13 protein-coding genes are annotated in these 15,677 nt (G+C 53.7%); all 13 read left to right on the top strand.

The window, feature by feature from the left end; all coding sequences use genetic code 11:
• Positions 1-28 precede the first annotated feature (28 nt).
• Positions 29-2,320: a ribonuclease R gene (gene rnr / locus GURA_RS13730; protein WP_011939549.1), complete on the top strand. Its 2,292-nt coding sequence runs from the start codon at positions 29-31 to the stop codon at positions 2,318-2,320.
• A gap of 166 nt (positions 2,321-2,486) precedes the next feature.
• Positions 2,487-3,803, top strand: a complete 1,317-nt coding sequence (locus tag GURA_RS13725; protein ID WP_011939548.1) for a sensor histidine kinase — start codon at positions 2,487-2,489, stop codon at positions 3,801-3,803.
• A complete protein-coding gene (locus tag GURA_RS13720) occupies positions 3,800-5,143 on the top strand; it encodes a sigma-54-dependent transcriptional regulator (RefSeq protein WP_011939547.1) in 1,344 nt (447 codons plus the stop codon). Before GURA_RS13725 ends, GURA_RS13720 begins: the two co-directional genes overlap by 4 nt.
• Positions 5,144-5,563: 420 nt before the next feature.
• Positions 5,564-5,956 carry a response regulator gene (locus tag GURA_RS13715; protein WP_011939546.1) on the top strand — a complete coding sequence of 131 codons (393 nt, stop codon included), beginning with the start codon at positions 5,564-5,566 and terminating at the stop codon, positions 5,954-5,956.
• 41 nt (positions 5,957-5,997) lie between these two features.
• The gene (locus GURA_RS13710; RefSeq protein WP_011939545.1) at positions 5,998-6,399 is read left to right on the top strand and encodes a response regulator; all 402 of its coding nucleotides are present in this window, start codon (positions 5,998-6,000) and stop codon (positions 6,397-6,399) included.
• A 12-nt stretch (positions 6,400-6,411) separates the two neighbouring features.
• The gene (locus tag GURA_RS13705; protein WP_011939544.1) at positions 6,412-8,088 is read left to right on the top strand and encodes a chemotaxis protein CheA; all 1,677 of its coding nucleotides are present in this window, start codon (positions 6,412-6,414) and stop codon (positions 8,086-8,088) included.
• Positions 8,075-8,632 (top strand): chemotaxis protein CheW, encoded by a 558-nt coding sequence (locus GURA_RS13700; RefSeq protein ID WP_157046208.1) that lies wholly within the window; start codon positions 8,075-8,077, stop codon positions 8,630-8,632. The genes GURA_RS13705 and GURA_RS13700 overlap by 14 nt, the downstream gene beginning before the upstream one ends.
• 48 nt (positions 8,633-8,680) lie before the next feature.
• Entirely contained in the window at positions 8,681-10,987 is a 2,307-nt protein-coding gene (locus tag GURA_RS13695) for a methyl-accepting chemotaxis protein (protein ID WP_011939542.1), read from the top strand.
• Between the two features lie 70 nt (positions 10,988-11,057).
• Positions 11,058-11,954 carry a CheR family methyltransferase gene (locus tag GURA_RS13690; protein ID WP_011939541.1) on the top strand — a complete coding sequence of 299 codons (897 nt, stop codon included), beginning with the start codon at positions 11,058-11,060 and terminating at the stop codon, positions 11,952-11,954.
• Positions 11,947-12,645: a HEAT repeat domain-containing protein gene (locus tag GURA_RS13685; protein WP_011939540.1), complete on the top strand. Its 699-nt coding sequence runs from the start codon at positions 11,947-11,949 to the stop codon at positions 12,643-12,645. The genes GURA_RS13690 and GURA_RS13685 overlap by 8 nt, the downstream gene beginning before the upstream one ends.
• Before the next feature lie 60 nt (positions 12,646-12,705).
• Positions 12,706-13,557, top strand: a complete 852-nt coding sequence (locus tag GURA_RS13680) for a CheR family methyltransferase (RefSeq protein ID WP_011939539.1) — start codon at positions 12,706-12,708, stop codon at positions 13,555-13,557.
• A 10-nt stretch (positions 13,558-13,567) separates the two neighbouring features.
• Entirely contained in the window at positions 13,568-14,620 is a 1,053-nt protein-coding gene (locus tag GURA_RS13675; RefSeq protein WP_011939538.1) for a protein-glutamate methylesterase/protein-glutamine glutaminase, read from the top strand.
• Positions 14,621-14,809: 189 nt separating this feature from the next.
• Positions 14,810-15,646, top strand: a complete 837-nt coding sequence (gene tatC, locus GURA_RS13670; RefSeq protein ID WP_011939537.1) for a twin-arginine translocase subunit TatC — start codon at positions 14,810-14,812, stop codon at positions 15,644-15,646.
• The last annotated feature ends 31 nt before the right edge of the window (positions 15,647-15,677 follow it).

The raw sequence follows: 15,677 nt of genomic DNA, 5'->3' as shown, positions 1-15,677 counted from the left end.
TGCGATAATGTACGACATGAGGGGTGTTATGAAGATAGGTAAAGATGCGGTAGTAAAACTACTGCGCAGTCATGCCGGGGTTCCCATGGAGTTCAGGGAACTCATGCAGGCTTTCGGCATAAACAAGGCGCAAAGGCCCCAGTTCAAGGAGATCATCGACGGCTTCGTCGAAGATGGCGTGCTGGTCAGGCTGAAAGGGCGGCTCTATGTTCTGCCGACGGAAACGGCCGGGATCGTCGGGAAACTCACTGTCCACCGCGACGGCTACGGTTTCGTTATCCCGGAAGCCGGCAAGGAAGACATCTTCATACCGGCCCGATATCTGCGGGAAAACATGCATGGCGACAAGGTGGAGGTGCGGATCGTAGCCAAAAAACGGGACGGCAAGCAGGAGGGCCGTATCGTAAAAACCGTCGAGCGCGGTTTCACTAAAATTGTCGGGCGGTTTGAGTCGGCGCGAGAGTTCGGCCGGGTGATACCGGACGAGGTGCGCATAAACCGGGATATCCTGATTCCGATAAAGGCTTCCGGAAAGGCGCAAAACGGCCAGGTGGTAGTTGCGGAGATAACTTCCTATCCGGTTGCCGGAAAAGGCTTGGAAGGGAGGATCGTCGAGGTGCTCGGCTGGCCGGATGAGCCGGAAGTCGAGGTGCAGACGATCATCAGGAAGTACGATCTTCCCTATATTTTCCCCGCCGAGGCCCTGTCCGGCGCCCGCGCCGTATCACAATCGGTGACCGCTGCCGACCTCGAAGGGAGAACCGACCTGCGCGGGCGACCGACCGTCACCATTGACGGGGAAACGGCCAGGGATTTCGACGATGCGGTTTCGGTGAAAAGGGAGGGCAAAGGCAATATCCGGCTCTGGGTTTCTATTGCGGACGTTTCCCACTACGTGAAGCCCGGTTCTCCAATCGATCGGGAGGCGTACCTGCGCGGCACGTCGGTCTATTTCCCCGACCGCTGCATACCGATGCTGCCGGAAGAGCTCTCAAACGGCATCTGTTCGTTAAACCCGACGGTAGACAGGCTGACGGTGACGGCGGAGATGCTTTTCGGTCCGTCCGGCGAGATGCTCCAGGCCTCGTTTTATCCGAGCGTGATAAAAAGCGCCGCCCGACTTACCTACACCATCGTCAAAAATATCCTGGTGGAGAAGGACCAGAAGCTCTGTGAAGAGTACGAGGACCTTGTTGCCGATCTCAAGGTGATGGAAGAGCTGGCCCTGCGCCTGATGACCAAGCGGAAAAAGCGCGGAAGCATCGATTTTGACCTGCCTGAACCGGAGATATTGCTCGACATGCAGGGGGGGACCCTTGCCATTATCCGCGCCGAGCGCAACCTGGCCCACAAGATCATCGAAGAATGCATGCTCGCCGCCAACGAGGCTGTGGCCTCGCACATCGAAGAGCGCCACATACCTTCCCTCTATCGGGTCCATGAGACTCCGGACTTTGCCAAGCTGCAGGACTTCAGAGAGTTTGTCTTCAATTTCGGCTATGAGCTGCGCCTCAAGGAGGAGAGTGTGGAGCCGGGTGAGTTCCAGCGGCTCCTCGATCAGGCGGAGGGAAAACCGGAAGAGCGGATGATCAACGAGGTGCTACTCCGCTGCATGAAGCAGGCCCGCTATTCTGCGGAAAACCTCGGCCACTTCGGCCTTGCCGCAGCCTCGTACACCCATTTCACCTCGCCGATCCGCCGCTATCCCGACCTGGTGGTCCACCGGATACTGAAGACGCTCATCGGGAAAAAATTCAGCGAGAAAGAGAAGGAACAACTCGCCGAGACGCTGCCGGAGACCGCTGTCCACACGAGCAAGCGCGAGCGGGTGGCCATGGAGGCTGAGCGGGAAATCGTCGAACTGAAGAAGATGCAGTACATGCGGGACAAGATCGGCGAGGAGTTCGACGGCATCATTACCGGCGTTGCAGCCTTCGGCTTTTTCGTCGAGCTGGTGGAGCTGTTTATCGAAGGGATGGTTCATATCTCGACGCTGAAACAGGATTTCTACCAGTACGTGGAGAAACAGCACTCCCTGATCGGCGAGCAGAGCCGGACGGTTTTCAGGATCGGCGACCGGGTGCGGGTCAGGGTGGCTGCCGTCAGCCTGGAAAAGAAGCAGATAGAATTCGTCCTTGCAGGGATGAAAGAAGCCGGTGCATTGAAGACGGAAAGCTATGCAGGCGAGGAGTTCCCCAAGATCCCCGTCAGAGGGAAGTGGCCGACTGCTGGTAAGGGTGGCAAGAAGACGGGGAGCACGAGCGGCGATGACAAAGGGCGGAAGGCGACACGGGGCAAATCGGAACGAAAACGGAGATAATGCCGTTTTGATGCAATCGCAAAAAACCTTTTTTCACCACTAAGACACTAAGGACACTAAGAAAACCGAAAAAAATGGTTTTAGTCTTTTGCCTTCCTTAGTGCTCTTAGTGCCTTAGTGGTGGATTCCGACTTTTTGCATGTTATTGCTATTTGTGAGGGGAAACGTGACGGAAGAAACCGTTCAGATCGGAAAAAATGCGCAGACTACCTGGAAAACTGCGCCCACCTGGATTTTTGTCGAGATAATGCTCGCCATTTTCATAGTGGAAAGTCTTGACATGGTGTTATTGCACTATGCATTCCCGTCTCTCTCCATATTTGCCAAGGTTGTGCTGGACGGTCTCATACTGCTGGTGTTCCTGTCTCCTGCCCTTTACCTGTTGATCTTGAAGCCTTTCTTACGCCAAAATGAAGAACGCAAGCGGTATGAGGCGGATCTTGCAGATGCATTCGCGGAGTTGCACGATCGCAATCGTTTCATCGAATCGATTCTGACCCATATTCAAAGCGGGATTATTGTCACCGATCCGGACATGCGCATCAATCTGGCAAATGATTACGTGTCGCATTTCTTCGGCAGAAACAGCGCCGAACTGATCGGCGCAGAACTCGCGGAGGTCTGCCCCGGAATCTTCGCCTCCATATGTGCCGGCATCGATGCTGCGGAAGTGGCCGTGAACTCCTCCTCGAATTATCTGATCGTCGGATTCAAACGGGTTGACCTGAAACGGGTCGATGGGACCCTTGCCGGGCATATCATCACCTTTGTCGATATTTCGGAAATCATCAAGTTCCGCAACGAAATGAGAAAGAAGGAGCGTCTTGCCACCATGGGGGAGGTTGTCGCCAGGGTTGCCCACGAGATGCGTAATCCGCTTTTCGGCATAACAGCCGCGGCGCAGATACTGGCGATGGAGCTGAAGCTGACCGCGCCGCAAAAGGAACTGATGAATTCCCTGTTCACCGAAGCGCGCCGCATGAATCACCTGGTGGAAGAACTGCTCGATTGTTCCAAGGAAATGATTTTGAAAAAGACCCCTTTTGACCTCGTCAAGGCACTCAATGAATCCCTCAGTTTTAACGAGGTATTCATCATCGAGAAGAAGCTCAATCTGCAAAAGAGGTTGCCCGATGGCGAACTGACGGTTGTTGCCGACCCGGAAAGGGTCCGGCAGGTGATGGTGAACATCCTGAAAAACGCCGTGGACGCCACAGCGACGGGCGGGACTATTGCGGTCGGGCTGGTGAAAACGGGTGGCGATGTTTCCATACACGTGACCGATTCCGGTCCGGGAATAGCCGATGATGCCATTGAAAAGATATTCGATGTCTTTTACACGACCAAGAAGCACGGCACCGGCCTGGGGCTTTCCATAAGCAGAAAGATAGCCGATGCCCACGACGGCGCTTTGACGGCGAGTAACAACGCGGGAGGCGGGGCGACATTTACCTTCACCTTACCGGTAGGTGCAGCAGCATGAGGGCGCTGGTAATCGATGACGAAAACAGCATTCGCCTTGCCTTGACCCATTTTCTTTCCGGTCGCGGTTATGAGGTTTTTCAGGCAGGGACGGGAGCGGAAGGGCTTGCCGTAGCGCAATCGGCCTTGCCTGACATAGTGTTTCTGGACCAGCGGCTCCCCGATATGGAGGGTGAAGCGCTCCTGCACCCCCTGACCGCCCCGGAAATCGGCGCCAGCGTCATAATGATGACCGCTTACGTGGAGCTTGACAGGGCTGTTCAGGCCATGAAGAACGGTGCTGCGTATTATTTCCCCAAACCCCTTGATCTGGATCAGGTCGCCGACATTCTTGCGAGCATGGAAGAGCGGCTGAAGCTGCAACATGAGGCCGAACATTTCAGGCAACTGAACGGTCCGCCGGACGACGAACCGATCATCGGCGAATCGCCGCAGATAATAAAGATTCAGCGGTTGATCTCGCTGCTGGCGAAAAACAGTTCCACGCCGGTTTTGATACTGGGCGAATCGGGGAGCGGCAAGGAACTGGTGGCCAGGTCCATCCATTACCGGAGCGGCTTTTCCGGGCCGCTGGTGGAGATCAATTGCGCCTCGCTATCGGAAAACCTCCTTGAGTCTGAACTCTTCGGTCATGAAAAAGGCGCTTTTACCGATGCCAGGGAAACCAAGAGGGGGTTGTTTGAAATAGCCGGCGCCGGCACAATCTTCTTCGATGAACTGGCGGAAATGCCCCTCTCCATCCAGGCAAAACTGCTGAAGGTCCTCGATGCCGGGAGGTTCAGGCGGGTGGGGGGGCTTGTTGACATAAGGAGCAATGCCAGGTTCATGGCGGCCACAAACAGGGATATCGCTGCCATGGTCAAGAGGGGGGCATTCCGCGAAGACCTTTATTACCGGATCAATGTCCTGCCGATTACCGTTCCTCCGTTACGCGAAAGGGGCAGGGATGTGGTTGTCCTGGCTGACTACTTTGCCCGTCGCATAGGGAACAACATGGGCAAAGGGAAAATCGGCATTTCACCGTTGGCAATGGGTTATCTGCTTGATTACAACTGGCCCGGAAATGTGAGGGAGTTGAAAAACATCATTGAACGGGCACTTATTCTGACTACCGACAGGGAGGTCCTGCCCGGGCACCTTCCATTTGAAATCAGGCAGAATAAGGCGGCGCCGTCTGTTTCTGCTGGAAATGAGCGGCTGCGGCCACTTTGCGAAGTCGAAGACGAATACATTGCCCATGTATTGCAGGTTACCGGCAATAACCATTCCCGAACCGCGGCGACTCTGGGAATAAGCCGCTCGACCCTGCTGGCCAAACTGAAAAAAAAGAGGCAGGTGTAGTGAAATCGTACATGTACTGTTTTCGTACATAAACCCGCTTGCCCTGCCGTACGCTTCGGCCCGTTCCCGCTCCAATCGTTTTCCAGTGCAGAATTAAAGCGTGCTTGCCTTACCCGACTCCTCTCCATTTCTGCTTTTTCTGCTGTCCTGAAATCAGACACCTTGTCATCTTCACCGTACGCTTAACTTCAACCTATAAAGCATTTTAGCCACGAATTTTCACGAATTTGCACGAATATATAAGTATCTTGAGATGCAGAAGAAACTCACCAGATCGGTGACTACTCAAGACTTAACAATGGGTTAAAAACATTCGTGTTTATTCGTGTCATTCGTGGCTAACTGCCGTTTTTGGTTCAATATTCTGCCGTGGCATGCTCCATGCTTAACCACTTTTAATAACGTTCTGAAGGAGGTTGAATGAGCAACAAGCCGTTAAAAAAAATCCTGATCGTGGATGATGAACAGTCAATCCTGTTGAGCCTCTCCTATGCACTCACGACCGAGGGGGTTGAGGTTATAACCTGCAGCGAGATCGAACAGGCTGAGGTGGCACTGGAAAACACCCGTTTTGACCTGGTGATTACCGATATACGCATGTCGGGAGTCAACGGAATCGAAGGGCTGGAACTTCTGAGCTATATCAAGGATCGATACAAAACCGAGGTGATAATCATGACCGGTTACGGTACGGACGAGATAGAAGCTGAAGCGTACCGGCGCGGCGCATTTCACTATTTCAAAAAGCCGATCGATATTACGGAATTGCTGAAGACGGTGGCTGAAATCGGCGTACCCGTGAAGAATATCTGATTTTTCATAAACACGGTCAAATCTATGGATACGAGGTTGATATGCTGAATAAAATGCTTGTTGTAGACGATTCATCGTTGATCCATCAAATGTACCGTCTCGTAATGACCCGCTACAAGTGCGAGATTCTCGATGCGATGAACGGCCAGGAGGCTTTGGATATTCTGGCGTTACAGAACGATATTCAGTTGATTCTGCTGGATATCAACATGCCGGTGATGAACGGGTTGCAGTTTTTGGAGAAGGCGTCGGTCCTGGGCATAGCCAAAAGGATACCGATCGTCGTCATCAGCACGGAGGGGAAGGAAGAAGATACCATCCGCTGTCTGAAGCTGGGGGCAAGGGGCTATCTGAAAAAGCCTTTCAATCCTTCGGATCTTCACGATCTCATTGACAGGATCATGCCTGGCGCGGTCGCAGCTCAGGTTTTCAACATCTGCTGAACGGAGTGAACGTTGGATACTACCATTGATATGTCGGTATTGCTGGATGAGTTTTTGGAGGACGCGGCGGAACACCTGGAAGCTGCAGAAAGTTCGCTTCTGCTGCTGGAAAAGAGGGTAAACGACGGGCTGCACGACGAAGGTGGGGTCACACTTCTTCTCGGCAACCTGCACACCCTCAAGGGGAATGCCGGCATGATGGGGCTTACTCCGTTGCAGCAGTATGTCCACAAGATGGAGAGTGTCCTCAAGCAGGTGGTGGACGGCTCCCTTTCCCTTACATCAAACCTGTTCGAATCTTTTTACTCCGCTATCAATAGCTTGCGGGAATCTCTGGAAAAGCTGGCGAAAAACTCCGCCGAACCTCTCGATTTCAGCGATGAACTGACCCTTCTGGAATACCTCGTTTCCGGCGGCGCGGAGAGAAATGGAGGGATTTCCTACGGCCGGGAGAAAAAGGACGATTTCGGCTACATCACCCAGAAGTCCAATACGTTGAAGGTCAACTTTGAAAAACTGGATGACCTGCTGAATCTGGTGGGGGAACTGGTAATCCAGAGAACGACGCTTCTTGCCTTTGAGGCAAAGCTCAAGGAGACGGTCAAAGACAGGGCCGTCATCGAGGCGTTCAGCGAGTCGAGCCAGCTGATCGGCAAGAGCGCCGCCGACCTGCGTGAAGCGATCATGAAGGTCAGGATGCTGCCGGTGAAGGTGGTTTTCCAGCGTTTCAACAGGTTGGTGCGCGATCTTTCCCATAAACACGGCAAGGAGATAAACCTGGTTTTCGAAGGGGAGGAGACGGAGCTGGACAAAACCGTGGTCGATGAGATCGGCGAGCCTCTCCTGCACCTGATCAGGAACGCTGTCGATCACGGCATCGAGAGCCCGGATGAGCGAAGGATGGTCGGCAAGCCGCCTGTTGCTACTGTTGCCTTAAGGGCGCGGCATGAAAACAATCATATGATCGTCTCCGTAGAAGACGATGGCCGCGGAATCTCGATCGAAAAATTGAAAAATTCAGCTGTGGCCAAGGGGTTGATCGATCACCAGCAGGCGCGGGCTCTTACTGACCAGGAAGCGTTGCAGCTTGTCTTCATTCCCGGTTTTTCCACCAGCCGGGAAGTGACGGAGACGTCCGGCCGCGGCATAGGCCTGGACGTGGTAAAAAATGCAGTCACCGCATTTAACGGCATGATCGACATAGACAGTATGCACGGAGCAGGAACGACCTTCACCATCAAGCTGCCGCTTACCCTTGCAATCATTGCATCGCTGATGGTTGAGGTGTCAGGGGAAGTATTCGCCGTACCCCTTTCCGGGGTACTGGAAAGCATAAAAATCGATAAAGCCGAGATTCACCAGGTGGCAAGCGGGGAGATAATAAATCTCCGTGACCGGATTCTCCCCATCGTCAGGCTCAATGAATTTTTCGGGCTGAATAATACGCCAACGACGGAGGAGATGGAGTATGTGGTCATCGTCGGCAGTGGCGAGAAACGCGGCGGCATAATCGTTGACCGGCTCATCGGCCAGCAGGAGATCGTCATCAAGGCCATGGACGATTATCTGGGACCATTGCCCGGAATATCGGGCGGTACCGTGCTCGGGGACGGCAGTGTTGCCCTCATTCTCGATATCGGGTCGCTTATGGGAAAAACTGGAAGAGGAGGAACAGATGGGGGACTGTGAAGAGATAAAGCTTCCGTCTTCGGGCTTGGCGGAGGATATCCTGGCCGGGTTCATGGAAAAGGCTCAGGAAGAGCTGAACGCGAAGGTTGTAGCCACGGAAAAGGTCAAGGGGGAAACCATATTCCACCTGGTTACCTTTTCCCTGGGGCGCGAAGAGTATGGCGTGGAGATAAGCAGTGTCCAGGAGATCATCAGGGCTGCCGACATTACGCCGGTGCCGGGTGCGCCCGTCCACGTCAACGGAGTAATCAACCTGCGGGGAAAAATCATCCCGGTGGTTAATCTCAGAAGGCGTTTTGGACTGCCGGAAGTCGAGGCAAACGAGGAACAGCGGATCATCATTGTCGAGATCGGCGAGAAACGGCTGGGGATGCTTGTAGACAGCGTTTCCCAGGTGATCAGGATCCCATCGGCGGTCATCGAGGATCTGCCGGAAGAGGCGACAAGTCTCGACGAGAACTACATAAAGGGGGTCGGCAAGCTGGAGAGCCGTCTTATCATCATCCTCGATCTCAATCGCTCGCTTTTGGTCGCATTGCATTAAAATTACAAGTTCATTTAAATATCCGGTTGTTGCCGTTAAGGAGGTGTCATGCTTGCAAACATGAAAATAGGGGCGCGTTTAGGCCTGGGTTTCACCTTGTTGCTGTTGTTGCTGATCATTGTCGGGTGTGCAGGGTATTGGGGGGTCAAGACCAGCACCGATACGACCATCAAGATGCTTAAAAGCGACGCCATGATCGCCCAGCATTCGGCCCGGGCCAGAGCAGACGTGCTTGACATGAGGCGCTTCGAGAAGGACATGTTCCTGAACATCCGGTCAAAGGAGAAGGTTGCCGAATACTACGAAAAATGGCAGCAGGCGCAGGTGCTTCTGGCGGCAAGGATCGCTGACCTGGAAAAAGTGGTGACGTTGCCCAAGGACAGGGAAGCAGTCAAGAAGATGAAAAGCGACATGGAAGACTACGACAAGGGACTGGCCGATGTCCACGGCACGATTGTCGCCGGCCGGTTACTAACCCCCGAGGCGGGGAATGAGGCCATTGCCCGATACAAGGATGAAATCCATAACCTGGAAACGCTTGCAACGGACCTGGCGAAAGACGGCGTCGAGCGGATGGAGTCCAAAGAGAAGATAATGGCGGATCTGGCCAAGCAGACGAAACAGATTATCTGGGTCTGCATTTTGTCGGCGATATTCCTGAGCTTCATAACAGGGCTTTTTTTGACGCGGAGCATCACCATTCCGCTGGGAACTGCCGTTGATACCGCCAATAAACTTTCCGCCGGCGACCTCACCGCCAGCGTAGATGTGAAGTCAAAGGACGAGGTCGGCCAGTTGATGGCGGCCATGAACGCGATGGCGAACAATCTGCGCGCCATGATCGCTAAAATACGCGATACGTCCGAGCAGGTGGCGTCCGCCGCCAATCAGATCTCCTCCAGTTCCAACCAGCTTACCAAGTCCGCCCACAGCCAGGCTTCCGCCGCAGAAGAGACCTCCAGCACCATGGTGCAGATGGCTGCCTCCATCCAGACAGTGGCCTCCAATGCCGATTCTCTGGCCGGCAATGCCGACGAGGTTGCTTCGACCATCCAGGAACTTGGCGCCACCAGCGAGCAGGTGGCGAAGGGCGCGGAAGTGATGTCGTCCTCCGTCGCCGAGACATCCGCAACCATAGAGCAGATGACGGTTTCCATCGACAAGGTGGCGCAGAACACCGATGAACTGGCTTCCTCCGTGTCCGAGACATCTTCCACCATCGAGCAGATGACCGTATCCATCGAGCAGGTGGCCGGCAATTCCCAGGAACTGCAGCAGATCGTCTCCGAAACAGCGTCCATAGTCGAGCAGGTAGCGGGTTCCATCAGGCAGGTGGCATTAAATGTGGATGAGGCGGATGCCGTGGCAAAGTCGGCCGCCAAGGAAGGCTACGCCGGTCGGCAGGCCGTCCAGGAAGCCCTGGCCTCCATGAACAGGGTAGCCGGGGTGATAGAGAAGACAGCCGAATCGATCCTCAACCTGGACAAACGCTCCGAAGAGATCGGGAGCATCGTCAAGGTCATCAACGAGATAGCCGACCAGACCAACCTTCTGGCACTGAACGCCGCCATAGAGGCAGCGCGGGCCGGCGACGCAGGAAGAGGCTTTGCCGTTGTGGCCGAAGAAGTGAGAAAGCTTGCGGAGCGAAGCGTCAACGCAACCAAGGAAATCGGGCTCGTGATAAAACAGGTGCAGGTCGATACCAGTAATTCGGTCAAATACGGCGAACTGGCCTCAAAAGAAGCACAGGCATCCATGGAACTTTCCGGCGTCGCCGGGAACGCCCTGGAAAACATGGTCAGGAGCATCGAATGCACCAGCAACCTGATGTCATCCATCTCCGCCACGACCTCGGAGCAGGCGAGCGCATCCACCCAGGTAATGCTGGCCGTGGAAAAGATGAGCCAGTCCGCGGCCATTGTGGCCAACGCCGCAAGAGAGCAGGCATTGGGCGGTCGACAGATCAGGATAGCCGTGGAGAGGATGAACAGTCTGACCCAGGAAGTGACCGGCGCCACCAGGGAGCAGACCCAGGGAAGCCGGCAGATCAGGATAGCCGTAGAGAACATGAACAACATCACCGGCCAGGTGACCATAGCCACCAGGGAACAGGCGCTATCCGCCCGCCAGATAGCAGAAGCGGTCACCGCCATGAACAGCCTGACCCAATCCGTAGCCAACGCCACCGCAGAACAGAAAAAAGGCGGGGAAATGGTGGTGACCGCAGTAGAGAACATCAGCGACATCACGAGGGAAAACCTGTCATCGGTAGAGGAGCTTTCCAAGTCCGCCCAGAGCCTGTCAAGCCAGGCGGTCGACTTGGCCTCGCTCGTGGCGGAATTCAAGGTGAACTGAAGAAACTGTTCCGGCTCGGGGCAGACACTTGCCCCTTTGACTTGTTTGGCACATGGGTGATGCGGGTAGAATGAAAGATCGAGCGTTCAACAGCATAGAACAGTTTGTGCATGACCGAAGCTTGCTTCATTTTCAGGGACATAAGCGGCAGGTTCTGAAGAGTAAGCTTAAGGAGCGTCTTGCCCGGTTAAACCTGCCGGACCTTGGTGCTTATCTCGAACTGCTGAAAACGTCCAGCCGCGAGGAAGCAGCGCTGCTCGATCTGATTACGACCAATGAGACATTCTTCTTCAGGAATCCTGCGCAATTTCGTTTCCTGATGGAGAAGATCATTCCCGGTTTGGAGGAAGAAAAGGGGCGGGCGGTCGTCCGATCCTGGGGAGAGGCTGAACCGCTCTCCCCCGCCTCCATTATGAAACTACGCATTCTTTGCGCCGGCTGTTCGACCGGAGAAGAACCCTATTCCGTGGCGATGGCTCTTCTCGAAGCGCTTCGCTATCCCAAGGCTTGGAACATCGAGATACTTGCAGGCGATTTGAGCGAGAGCTGCATAAAAAGCGCTGCAACCGGTCATTACGAGGATGAAAGGCTGAAAGGACTGCCGGCGGATTATCTCGACAGATACATGGAGCCGACAGCTGGCGGCTTTATCGTTAATGACGAGGTTAAAAAGCTTGTCAGGTTTTGTTCGTTCAATCTCGGCAGCATCATAAATGGCGAGAGTTTTCCCGGGACAGGCGAGGGTTTTGCCGGCTTCGACCTGATTTTTTGCCGGAACGTGATGATATACTTTTCCGTCGAGACTCAGCAACGCCTGGTGTATGCCCTGTTTCATCTCCTTGCGCCCGGTGGGTATTTCTTCACCGGTGATGCCGAAGCCCTGCATATATACGATCATGATTTCCGGTCCGTTCATGATGCGGGTTGTCTTATTTATAGAAAGATGGAGACGCGGGAACATGGTTAAGCCGTTCGATGACAGGGAGCCGGTAGAAATAAGTCTGGACGGGAAATCGGTAGAAGATTTACTGCTCCTGGTCGGTGACGAGGATCAGGGGTGCAAGCCGGAGGCCATGGATAGAATTCTTTCAATGGGGCTCGAAGCGAATTTTCCCGTACTGGAAAAAGCGGTAAGGAACGATTTCGATGCCGACCTGCGGAATGGTGCGATGGAGGTGCTGGTCAGGTTCGGCAAGCAGGCGGTTCCCGACCTGCTCAATCTGTTGCAGGATGAAAACGAGGAAGTAAGAAATTTCAGTGCGGTCATGCTGGGAGACATTTCCAGCCGGCAGGCTGTCGGTCCCCTGATAGAAGCGCTACGCGACCGGGACATCAATGTGAGGCATGCCGCTGCCGAGGCATTGGGCAAGATCGGAGACCATGCCGCACTGCTTCCCCTTATTGAACTGCTCAAGGAGGATTTCTGGCTGCAATACCCGGCAATCGTGGCCATGGGAGAAATGCGCGACAACCGGGCAGTGCCCCAGCTCCTTCAGCTTCTGGACGATGAAATGCTGAGAGAACCGGTAATCGAAGCTCTGGGAAAGATCGGCGATACACGCGCCATCCTTCACTTGGCGGAGATGCTCTGCGATCCATCGGACAAACTGGTTGCCGCGGCTGCCAGGGCGCTCGTGGCAATCCAGCGGGCAGGATGATGAAGTAAAAATCAAGGCGGCAATGGCGTTGAAGAGCCTCACCATGGAGAAGTACTGTTAATGGATATTCCCGGTGCACCTGTCATGACGCTGGAAGATTTCAGGATGATCAAAGAATTTGTCGCCGAGAACTTTGGTCTGCTCCTGGAAAATGAAAAAGAAGGTTATCTTTCGGCTAAACTCTTGCCCCGTCTCGAAGAACTGAGACTTTCAACCTTTGCCGAGTATTACGCCTACCTGAAATTTGCACCGGGGGGGGCCGGGGAACGGCTCAAGTTTATTTCCCGGATCACCAACAATGAGACCTATTTTTTCCGTGAAGAAATCCAGCTGCGGGTTTTTGCCGAAGAAGCGCTCCCTGCACTGAAGGAAAAGAAACTCAGGAATGACGACAGAACAATAAGGATTGTCTCAGCTGGCTGTTCCAGCGGCGAAGAAGTCTATTCGCTGGCAATGCTCGTTCTGGAATCCGGCTGTTTTGCCTGGAATTGGGACGTGAAGATCACCGGAGTGGATATCGATCCAAAGGTCATAGAACGGGCGGTAGCCGGTGTCTATAGCGGTCGGGCCTTCCAGTCGACACCAGGGCAGTACCAGGAACGCTACTTCAGAAAATGCGATAATGGCTTCCATGTTAAGGATTCAGTACGCGCCATGTGCAGTTTTGTCCAGGGGAACCTGCTGGATCTTGACGATATCGTCTCCGAATCAGAGGTTGATATCATATTTTGCCGAAACGTTTTGATATATTTTAACGATGAGACGGTAAGGAAGATCGTCGAAAATTTTGCAAGATTTCTTGTGGATGGCGGGCTCCTTTTTCTTGGCCACTCGGAGTCTCTTTCCAGAATCACACGTCGTTACATTCCCATACGCTTTCCCGGCGCCGTTGTTTACCGCGTGAGAGGTTGATGCCGCGATTATGAATGCTCATGATCACAAGAAAATACGGGTGCTGGTCGTTGACGATTCGGCATTCATTCGCCGTGCCCTCATCATGATGTTTAACGGAAATCCGGATATTCAGGTCATCGATGTGGCCTCCAACGGAGAAATGGCTGTTGCACTGGTCAAGGAACTGCGCCCCGACGTTGTGACCCTCGATGTCAAAATGCCGGTGCTGGACGGTTTGTCTGCCCTTGAAAGGATTATGAAGGAGTGTCCCACGCCGGTAATCATGCTCAGTTCCCTGACCGGGAAGGGGGGCGATAATACTCTGAAGGCGCTGGAACTGGGCGCTGTCGATTTTGTCGACAAGTCTTCTGCCGGCGGCCCGATGGATATTGCCGCGCTTGCAAGTAGTCTGATTGCAAAGATCATGATCGCAGCGCGGGTGGATGTCGGTAAACTGAAAGGAGCAGAGGAAAAGTTCTCAGCTCCCAGGACACCGGTATCGGCTGCAAAAAAAGAGACGGAGGTGGTTGTCATCGGCGCCTCTACCGGAGGCCCGCCGGCATTGCAGGCTGTTTTAACCAAGATTCCCGAAAATATCCCCTGTCCGATACTTATTGTTCAACATATGCCGGTCGGCTTCACTGCTTCTCTGGCCGACAGGCTCAACAGGCTTTGTGCTTTAGCGGTAAAGGAAGCGGTCGACGACGAGCCGATCAAGCAAGGGACCGCATATATCGCACCGGCCGGCATGCATTTGAAGCTTAAACGACTTGGCGGAGAGCTGCGCATCAGGCTTGATCTTTTGCCGGAGGACACGCTTCACCGGCCGTCGGTTGACGTTCTTCTTGAGTCTGCCGCTGACGTTTGCGGCGAAAAAACTCTGGCTTTTGTCCTTACCGGGATGGGTAGGGATGGGGCGAGCGGGGCTCAGGCGATAAAGAATGCCGGCGGAAGGATTTTCGTGGAGTCCGAGGAAAGCTCCATTGTTTTCGGCATGCCGAAAGCGGTTATGGATTCGGTCTGTGTAGATGGCGTTGTTCCTCTTGAGGCTGTCGTGGATACGTTGATCAAAATGATTTAAAATTTCCTCCTTTTTCCTTACGTCAATACCCTCCACGTCACATTTATTATTTTGGCGTATCATTTCAAGTTCTCGGTATGCATGACCATGGCTTACCATGGTGATCAGGTTAAAGCAGTTGCGCTTGGACTTTGTGCTGTGTTATAAAATTCGTTTAGGTGAAGAGCTGGTCAATAAGGGGATTTATTTATGGCCGATGAGAAAGTCCTGCCGTTCATCGAACATCTTGTCGAATTGCGTAAAAGGCTGATTGTATCCATTATTGCCATAGTCATCGGCATGGGGGTGTCGTGGAATTTTTCCAGCGACCTGCTGAGTTTCGTGGAAAAGCCACTGACCGGCAAGACCTACCTGACCGAGCTGAAGAAACAGGTCTATGGTGAGGTAAAAAAACGCTACCCGGCAATCTACAACCACTACAAGCTGGAACAGGACGTAAGCGCGCCGGTCAAGGAAAGAATGCTGAACTACAGCGCGCCTCTTGAACCGTTTTTCATCCAGTGCAAGATTTCGATTATTGCCGGCCTGATCCTGGTCCTGCCGGTATTGTTCTATCAGGTATGGCTGTTCGTCGCGCCGGGGCTGACCCGCAAGGAAAAGAAACTTGTCGTTCCCTTTGTCACGGTCAGCACCATCAGTTTCTGTGTCGGGGCGCTCTTCTTCCTTATCGTTATCTGGCCGGTCATCATCAACTTCTCCCTTTCCTACGAGGCGCAAGGGCTCCAGAGCTGGTTCAACCTGAGCGCATACATAAACTTTTGTCTACGATTGATTCTCATCTTCGGCCTCATCTTCGAGCTGCCGATTCTGTCGCTGCTCTTGTCCAGATTCGGCATAGTCAGCTATTCCCTCCTGGCCAGAAACCGCAAGTACGCATTGCTGGCCAGCTCGATTATCGCTGCATTTCATGCCGACCTGATCACGATGTTCGTGATTATGGTCCCGCTCTACCTGATGTATGAGGTGAGTGTCTGGGTGGCGCTGATTTTCGGCAAGAAGAAACCGGCTGTAACGGCAGAGGCGTGAACTGGGGACTGGGAACGGTTCCCCATATAAA

This window comes from Geotalea uraniireducens Rf4, from assembly GCF_000016745.1.
Lineage (GTDB): Bacteria > Desulfobacterota > Desulfuromonadia > Geobacterales > Geobacteraceae > Geotalea > Geotalea uraniireducens.
Note: the sequence above shows the minus strand (reverse complement) of the source record. Positions and strands in the feature narration are given on the sequence as shown.